The following is an 8,146-nucleotide window of genomic DNA, read 5'->3' on the forward strand; positions in this document are numbered from 1 at the left end:
TCCTCTGACGCCGGACGGCGCAAATCCAGGGTCGATACGGCGCTTGACCTGTGCGCGCCGTCACTCTATCGTCGGTGCATCGTTACACCGGAGTCGCCGTCGACTCCCATCGCCTGCGCGAGATCAACGCCGATCGAAAGGGCTAGTCATGGATTTCAGCCGCCGTAGCTTCCTCACGGCCATGGGGCTCGGGACCGCGGCCGTCGTGGCCGGCTGCAGCACGACGAGCCCCGGTGGCTCGTCCGCAGCCGACCCCGACGGCCCCGTCGAGGGCGACATCACCTTCCTGTGCGCGCTCTTCGAGGGCGCCACGGGCAAGGAGACGCTCGAGGGCAACCTCATCAAGAAGTTCAACGAGAAGTACCCGGACGTCAACGTCACCGTGGACTACACCGACTACGGCTCGCTGAACGAGAAGATCACCACGGGCCTGGCCAGCGGCCTCATGCCCGACGTGGTCACGCTCGGCGTCGGCTGGATCCCGCCGTTCGCGTTCAAGAACGCGATCGCCCCGCTGCCGGAGGAGCTGGCCACCCGGTACACGTACGAGGAGCGCGTCCTCGAGCCGTCGCGGTACGACGGCAAGCTCTACGCCCTGCCGATGGTGCTGGACACGCGCATCGTGGCCTACCGCAAGGACTTCTTCGAGGAGGCCGGCATCACCGACACCCCGAAGAACTGGGACGAGCTGCGCGAGGTCGCGAAGAAGCTCACCGTCAAGGACGGCGACAAGGTCACGCGCGTCGGCTTCGACCCGTTCTCCATCGACCTGCGCCAGTGCTGGGAGACGTTCCTGTTCGGCAACTCCGGCGAGCTCTTCTCCCCGGACGGCCGTGAGGTGCTGTTCGACAGCCCCGAGGGCGTCGCGTCGCTGCAGCTCTTCCTCGACATGATGGCGGACGGCTCGGCCGACTTCGCCCTCAAGACCGAGGCCGGTCAGCCCACCACCCTCCAGCAGGGCGCGTCGGCGATCATGATGACGAACAACTCGCTCTACGTGCAGCTGCAGCAGCAGTCGCCCGAGCTGATCGACAAGATCGGCACGTTCGTGCTCGGCAACACCGACCCCGCGATGCTGCAGGGCGGCACGATGGTGTCCCAGTCGGCCACCTCCAAGCACCCCGCGGCGGCGCGCGCGTTCGTCGAGTTCATGGGCTCGCCCGACGCCGTCCTCGTCTCGAGCGAGCAGCGCGGCTCCGTGCCCGCGATCTCGGACCTCAAGGACAGCGACTACGTCAAGGGCAACCCGATGGTCGAGTTCGCGATCAACAACCTCGACAAGGCGCGGTCCGAGGGCGGCACCCCGGCCTGGATGGAGATCCGCGAGAAGATCAAGCCGACCCTGGAGACCGCGATCGTCGGGCAGCAGTCCGCCCAGGCGGCCATCGACCAGCTCGCCGGCATCGCGAACGACGCGATCGCGCGTCTGTGACCGCCGTGGCCGTCGTCTCCACGCCGCGCGACGTGAGTGCGCCGCCCGACGTCCCGCCCCGCCCGTCCGCGCCGAAGCGCGGGCGGGCCGGGCGGGCCCGCCGCCGCGCGGGCATGCTCATGCTCGCTCCGGCGGTGCTGCACGCGTTGATCTGGATCGGCATCCCGATGGTCGCGGCCTTCGTGCTGTCGTTCACGAACTACGACGTGCTCACGCCGCCGAAGTTCAACGGGATCGAGAACTACGTCGACGCGCTCACCGACCCGGTGTTCCGCCGGGGCATGCTGAACACCTTGGTCTACGCGTTCTTCACCGTGCCGGTCGCGATGGGGATCGCGCTGCTCATCGCGCTGATGCTCGACACGCAGCTGCGCGCCCGGGCGCTGTTCCGCACCGCCGTCTTCATCCCGCAGGTGACGGCGACCATCGCCGTCGCGCTGGTGTGGCTGTGGATCTACGACCCGCGCAACGGCCTGCTCAACGCGGTGCTCGCCTTCTTCGGCATCCCCGCGCAGAACTGGCTGTCGTCGACGACGTGGGCGATGCCCGCGATCATCGTCGTGGGCATCTGGCAGGGCATCGGCCTCAAGATGCTCATCTACCTGGCGGCGCTGCAGTCACTGCCGAAGGACGTCTACGAGGCCGCGTCGGTGGACGGCGCCTCCAAGACGCGCCAGTTCTTCAGCATCACGCTGCCGCTGCTGAAGCCGGCCACGTTCTTCGTCTTCGTCACCTCGGTCATCTCCGCCTTCCAGGCGTTCGACCTCATCTACATCCTCACGGACGGCGGCCCGGCGAACACGACCACGATGATGACGTACGAGATCTACAAGTCGGCGTTCCGGGAGTTCCGCCTCGGCTACGCCTGCGCCCAGTCGATCATCCTCTTCGTGTTCCTGCTGCTGCTGACGCTCGCGAACCGACGGCTCAACGGAGGCGACAGTGGCCGCAACTGACCTGGGCGCGGTCTCGCCGCGCACCACGCTCGACGTCGTCGGGCGCTCCCCGGCGTCCCGCCGGCGCCTGTCGAAGACCGCCCTCTACGTGGCCCTGACCGTCATCTCCGTGGTGATGGTGGTGCCGTTCGTGTGGATGGTGCTGACGTCGCTCAAGACGCCGGCCGACATCGCGGCCACGCCGCCCACGTTCTTCCCGACCGAGTGGGCGTGGCACAACTACGCCGACGCGCTCGCCGCGGCGCCGTTCCTCACCTACGCGCGCAACAGCCTGATCATCGCGGTGAGCCACACGACCATCAACCTCGTGATCGCGTCGATGGCGGGGTACGCGCTGGCCCGGCTGCGGTTCCGCGGCTCGGAGCTCGTGTTCCTCGGGTTCGTCGCGGCGCTGATGATCCCCACCTACACGAAGATCATCCCCGAGTTCCTCATCGTGCGGTTCATGCCGCTGTTCGGCGGCAACGACATCCTCGGGCAGGGCGGCACCGGCTGGCTCGACACCTGGTGGGCGCTCATCATCCCGGGCGCGGTGACGCCCTTCGCGGTCTTCCTGTTCCGGCAGTTCTACCTGGACCTGCCGGTGGAGCTGGAGGAGGCGGCGCGGCTCGACGGCGTGAGCGAGCTCGGCATCTGGGCGCGGATCATGACGCCCCTGGTCAAGCCGGCGTTCATCACCGTGGCGCTGCTGACGTTCGAGAGCTCCTGGAACAACTTCCTGTGGCCGCTGCTCGTGACGCGTTCCGACTCGATGCGCGTGATCCAGGTGGGCCTGTCGGTGTTCCGCACGGAGAACGACACCCAGTGGGCGTTCCTCATGGCCGGCACCACGCTGGCCACCCTGCCGATGGTGGTGCTCTTCCTCCTCGGCCAGAAGTACTTCGTCCGCGGCTTCGCGAACGCGGGCATCAAGTGACGGGCGGCGAACGGTCGCCCGTCGGACAGAGAGGCAAGCAGATGGCGATGGACATGACGGACGCGAAGGTGCTCGTCACGGGCGCGGGGCACGGCATCGGGCGCGGCGTCGCGCTCGGGCTGGCCGCCGCGGGTGCGGACGTCGTGGTGCACTACGGCAGCTCGGCCGACGCGGCCGCGCGGACGGTGGCGGACATCGAGGCGCTGGGTCGCAAGGCGGTCGCCCTGCAGGCCGACGTCACGTCGACGCAGGACGTGGACCGGCTGGTCGCGGACGCCGTGGCGTTCCTCGGCGGGCTCGACGTCGTCGTGTGCAACGCGGGCCACCTCGTGGGCCGCGTGCCCGTCGCGGAGATGAGCGACGACCACTTCGCCCAGGTGGTCGACGTCAACCTCGGCGCCACGTTCCGCACGTGCCGGGCCGCCATCCCGCACCTGGTCGAGTCCGACCGGCCGCGCGTCGTCGCGATGTCCTCGCTCGCCGCGCACAACGGCGGCGGCCCCGGGTCGGTCGTGTACGCGGCGTCGAAGGCGGCCGTGCGCGGCTTCGTCAAGGGCCTGGCCAAGGAGCTCGGGCCGCAGGGCGTCACCGTCAACGCGGTGGCCCCCGGCTACATCGCCGACACGGCGTTCCACGGCACGTTCAGCACGGACGAGGCCCAGCAGAAGATGATCGCGGGCACCCCGATCGGGCGCGCCGGCACGGTCGAGGACGTCGCGGCCGCGGTGCAGTACCTGGCCTCGCGCGAGGCGTCGTACATCACCGGCACCACGCTCGACATCGACGGGGGGACCTGGCCCCGATGACCTCCCTCGCCCCCGTCACCCCGGACCACACCCCGGACCACGCCCCCGACCACGCCCCCGACCACGCCCCCGTCGGCGAGACCGTCGCGGCCGGCCTCCCGCGCGAGCGCGGCGGCTGGTGGCACGACCTCGTCTGCCCGACGCACGGCACGGAGCTCTCCCACGCGGGGATCCCCGGGCCGGTGCCGCCCGCGGGCGGCGTGCGCTGCCCGCACGGCTGCGTGGTCGACACGGAGCTGGTGCGCGGCGCCTGGCTGGTGCTCAGCCACCAGGCGTGGGCGCGGCGGGCCCGGGTGCTGGCGCACCGGGCCGCCCGGACGGGGGACAAGGCGGCGCGGGCGGAGGCGGTGGCCCTGCTGGTGGGCTACGCCGGCGTGTACGCCGAGGTGGCGGGCGGGGGCGAGCACGAGCGGGCGCAGGACTGGATGCTGCGCGGGCGCCTCTTCCACCAGGCGCTCACCGACGCCATCTGGGCGGTGTCGATCGGGCACGCGGTGTGGTCGCTCGCGGAGGCCGACGCGGACCGGGCCGGCGACCTGGCGCCCGTGCTCGCGATGCTCGACGCGACGGCCGAGGCGGCCCGCGCCGCCCGCGCCCGCCTGGTGGCCGACGGGAAGTTCACCTCCAACTACACGGCCTGGCTCAACGCCGCCGGCCGCGTGTGCAGCCGGGCCGCCGCCCTCGTGCGGGGCGACCTGGCGGCGCCCGGCGTGGCCGACGACGAGTGGCTGGCGGGGGAGCACGGGCAGCTCGCCCACGCGCTCGCGGCCAGCACCCGCGGGGGCTGGGAGTGGGAGGCGAGCACGTACTACCACGGGTTCGTCGTGCGGGCGTACCTGCTGTCGCTGCGCGGCACCGACCCCGCGGCGCTGCCCGCCGAGGCCCGTGACCGGCTCGTCGCGATGGTCGACGTGCTCGCGGGTCTCGCGACCGACGGCGGCGTGCTGCCCTCGGTGCACGACGGCCCGTACGTGCGTCCGTCCCTCGCGCTGGAGTGGACGGAGCTGGCCGCGCTGGCGGACGGCTTCGTCACCGGCGCCGGGCTCGACGCGGTCGCCGCGCACGCCCGCACGGAGGCCGCGGCCGGGGACGGCGACGACGAGCCCGCCGACGGGCTCGAGACCGAGCTGCGGCGCATGGGCGAGGGCTCGGCCGACTGGTTCGCCGGCCCGCCCCTGCCGGTGGAGCGGGCCCCGCGGCCCGCCGTCAGCCTGGACGAGGAGGTGGGGATCGCCGTCCTGCGCGGCGCGGGGATCCACGCCGTCCTCGACCACGGCCCGCACGGCGCGGGGCACGGCCACCACGACAAGCTCGCGCTCGCGCTGTTCGGGCGGAGCAGCCCCTGGCAGCCCGACCCGGGCCAGGTGCCGTACGGCCACCCGGCGTGGCGGGCGCACTACGCGTCGGCGGCCGCGCACCCCGTGGTCCGCGTCGGCGACGGCGACCCCGCCGAGGCCACCGGCCGCCTGCTGGCCCGCACCGAGCGGTCGCTGACCGTCGAGGTCCGCGGCGACGAGTCCTCCTGGTACGACGGCGCCCGCGCCGTCCGGCACGTGGTGCTCGGCGACGGCTACCTGCTCGACGTCGCGCACGCCCGCGCCGACCGGCCGCGCCGCCTCATGCTGGGGCTCCGGCCGGACGTGCCGCTGGGCGTGCGCGTCGACGGCGACACCGTCCGCACCGCCTGGCGCGGGGCGGAGGCGCTCGACGGCGTGCACGCGGCGCGCGCGGCCGGACCCGACGGCACGGGGTCGGACACACCCGTGCCCGTGCGGGCCGTCGTGCGGCCCGGACCCGGGCCGTCGGACGACCCGCAGCGCGAGCGCGCGCACGTGGACTGGGCGGCCGAGGCCGCGACGTCGGCCACCTGGGTGTCGGTGTTCCAGGCCGACGCCGGGGCCCGCGGCGGCGGCGCGGACGTGACGGGCGTCGAGCTCGCCGGTGCCGAGGTGCGGGTGCACCGCGCGGACGGCGCGGTCGACGTCCACCCGCTGCCCGCGGAGATGGCCGCAGAGAAGGCCGAGGCGATGGCATGACCGAGACGATCGCGCCCGCGCGGATGCTGCTGCTCGACGCCGACCGGCTGGCGGACCTGCGCTCGCGGCTCGACGGCGACCTGGCCCCGCAGTGGCGCCGGCTGGCGGAGCAGTGCGACCTGTACCGCCGCACGGCGCCGCCGGCCGAGCACCCGATGGCGAGCATCACCTACCTGGGGCCGGCGGCCGCGAACCTGGCCCTCGCCTACCGGCTCACGGGCCAGCGGCACTACCTCGAGGAGGCGTGGCGCTGGATCTCCGCGGCCGTCTCGTTCGACCACTGGGGCCGCGCCCACCTGCCCGACCACGACCTCGACGCCGGGTGGATCCTGCACGGCCTGTCGCTCGCGTACTCGTGGCTCGGCGACGACCTCGAGCCCCTGCGGCGCGAGGCCCTGCGCGCCAAGCTCGAGCTGCAGGGAGAGCGGCTGTACGACTTCGCCGTCGAGAGCGAGGGCGGCTGGTGGTCCAGCTCGTACTGGCAGAACCACCACTGGATCTGCCACACCGGCCTCGCCACCGTGGGCTACGCGCTCGGCGTGCGGGCGTGGACGGAGCGGGCCAAGGCGGCGATGGGCACCGTCGTCGACGTGCTGCCCGCCGACGGCTCCGACATGGAAGGCGTCGTCTACTGGCGCTACGGCGTGCCGTGGCTCGCGACGTACCTCGACCTGCTGCAGGACGCCGAGGGCGTGGACTGGTGGGACCGGTGCCGCTTCCTGGCCAGCACCTTCTTCTACCGGCTGCACCAGGCGGCGCCCGGCTACGAGGAGATCGTCGACCACGGCGACTGCCACGACCGGCGCAGCGGGCACAGCGTGGCCCTGTACCGGATCCTCGCCGCGCGCTACCGGCTCGGAGAGGCGCAGTGGCTCGCCGACACCGTCGCCGAGCGGTTCTTCTGGCGCGAGGCGTACGAGAGCGGCGTGAAGCCCGGTGTCCTGCCCGAGGCGTGGGCCGAGCTGCTCTGGTACGACGCGTCCGTGGCGCCCGTCGACCCCGCGACGTCGGTCGCGCCGCAGGCGGCGTTCGAGGACCTCGGGCTGCTGGTGCACCGCACGTCGTGGGCCGACGACGCCACGCTCGTGTCGTTCAAGTCCTCGCCCGGCGGCGGCCACACCGCCTGGGACACGTCGCGCCGGATCGACGCCGAGCGCGGCTGGGACACCCTCAGCGCGGGCCACCACCACCCGGACGCCGGCTCGTTCGTGCTCGCGTCGCGCGGGGCGTGGCTGCTGGTCGACGAGGGGTACTCCAACCAGAAGCGCGCCGGGCACCACAACCTCGTCCTCGTGGACGGGCAGGGCTTCGCGGGGGAGGGGCGCTACCACGTGTACGCCGACGCCCCGCCGGACCGCACCGCCGACATGGTCGACGTGCTCGCCGACGGCGGCTTCCTGCACGGCCGCGCCCGCACCGGGCGGATGTACCCGGCGGAGCTGGGCGTCGAGTTGCTGGAGCGCACGCTGGTCGTCATGCCGTCCGGGCGCACCGTCGTCGTCGACCGCGGCCGCGCCGCCGAGCCGCGCGAGTGGACCGTGCTGCTGCACGCCGACCACCCGAGCGAGGCCGTCGACCTCGGCGTACCGCACGACGGCGTCGGGGCCGTCGTCGACGACGGCGCGGTCCGGCGCGTGCTGCGCAACGGCCGCGCGGGCGCGTGGCTCACGACCCACGCTGCGGGAGGCGCACGCGCCGAGCAGGTCGTCACCGACGTGGCGGCGAACCCGACGTCGAGCACGCCGTCGCTGGTCGTGACGCGGCGGTTGCACACGCTGCGCGTCATGCCGCCCACGTCGCGCGACCTGCTCGCCGTGACCGTCGTCGAGCCCTTCGACGCCTTCCACCCGACCCCGTCCACCGCCCGAGTCCTCCCCACCGAACGCTGTGAGCGGGCGATTGGCCCTGTTTCGAAGGTGAACGGGGCCAAACGCCCGCTCACAACGGAGGGGGGGGTGGACCGGGGCGGCGGGGAGCGGGTGCACCACGCCGGGCCGGAC

The 8,146-nt window shown here is 73.1% G+C and carries 6 protein-coding genes; all 6 read left to right on the forward strand.

What is annotated here, in order from left to right; translation table 11 throughout:
- Positions 1-148 precede the first annotated feature (148 nt).
- Positions 149-1,432, forward strand: a complete 1,284-nt coding sequence (locus ACFWDO_RS15030) for an ABC transporter substrate-binding protein (RefSeq protein ID WP_380318819.1) — start codon at positions 149-151, stop codon at positions 1,430-1,432.
- Positions 1,429-2,388, forward strand: a complete 960-nt coding sequence (locus ACFWDO_RS15035) for a carbohydrate ABC transporter permease (RefSeq protein WP_380318822.1) — start codon at positions 1,429-1,431, stop codon at positions 2,386-2,388. Before ACFWDO_RS15030 ends, ACFWDO_RS15035 begins: the two co-directional genes overlap by 4 nt.
- On the forward strand, positions 2,375-3,304 hold the full coding sequence (locus ACFWDO_RS15040) for a carbohydrate ABC transporter permease (protein WP_380318825.1): 930 nt from the start codon (positions 2,375-2,377) through the stop codon (positions 3,302-3,304). The genes ACFWDO_RS15035 and ACFWDO_RS15040 overlap by 14 nt, the downstream gene beginning before the upstream one ends.
- Positions 3,305-3,351: 47 nt before the next feature.
- Entirely contained in the window at positions 3,352-4,110 is a 759-nt protein-coding gene (locus ACFWDO_RS15045) for an SDR family NAD(P)-dependent oxidoreductase (protein WP_380318829.1), read from the forward strand.
- Complete coding sequence (locus tag ACFWDO_RS15050; RefSeq protein WP_380318832.1) at positions 4,107-6,146, forward strand: heparinase II/III family protein; 2,040 nt, start codon at positions 4,107-4,109, stop codon at positions 6,144-6,146. Before ACFWDO_RS15045 ends, ACFWDO_RS15050 begins: the two co-directional genes overlap by 4 nt.
- On the forward strand, positions 6,143-8,146 hold a 2,004-nt coding region (locus ACFWDO_RS15055), incomplete at its 3' end, for a DUF4962 domain-containing protein (protein ID WP_380347011.1). The genes ACFWDO_RS15050 and ACFWDO_RS15055, both read left to right, overlap by 4 nt.

This window comes from Isoptericola sp. NPDC060185 (assembly GCF_042728595.1).
Taxonomy (GTDB): Bacteria; Actinomycetota; Actinomycetes; order Actinomycetales; family Cellulomonadaceae; genus Isoptericola.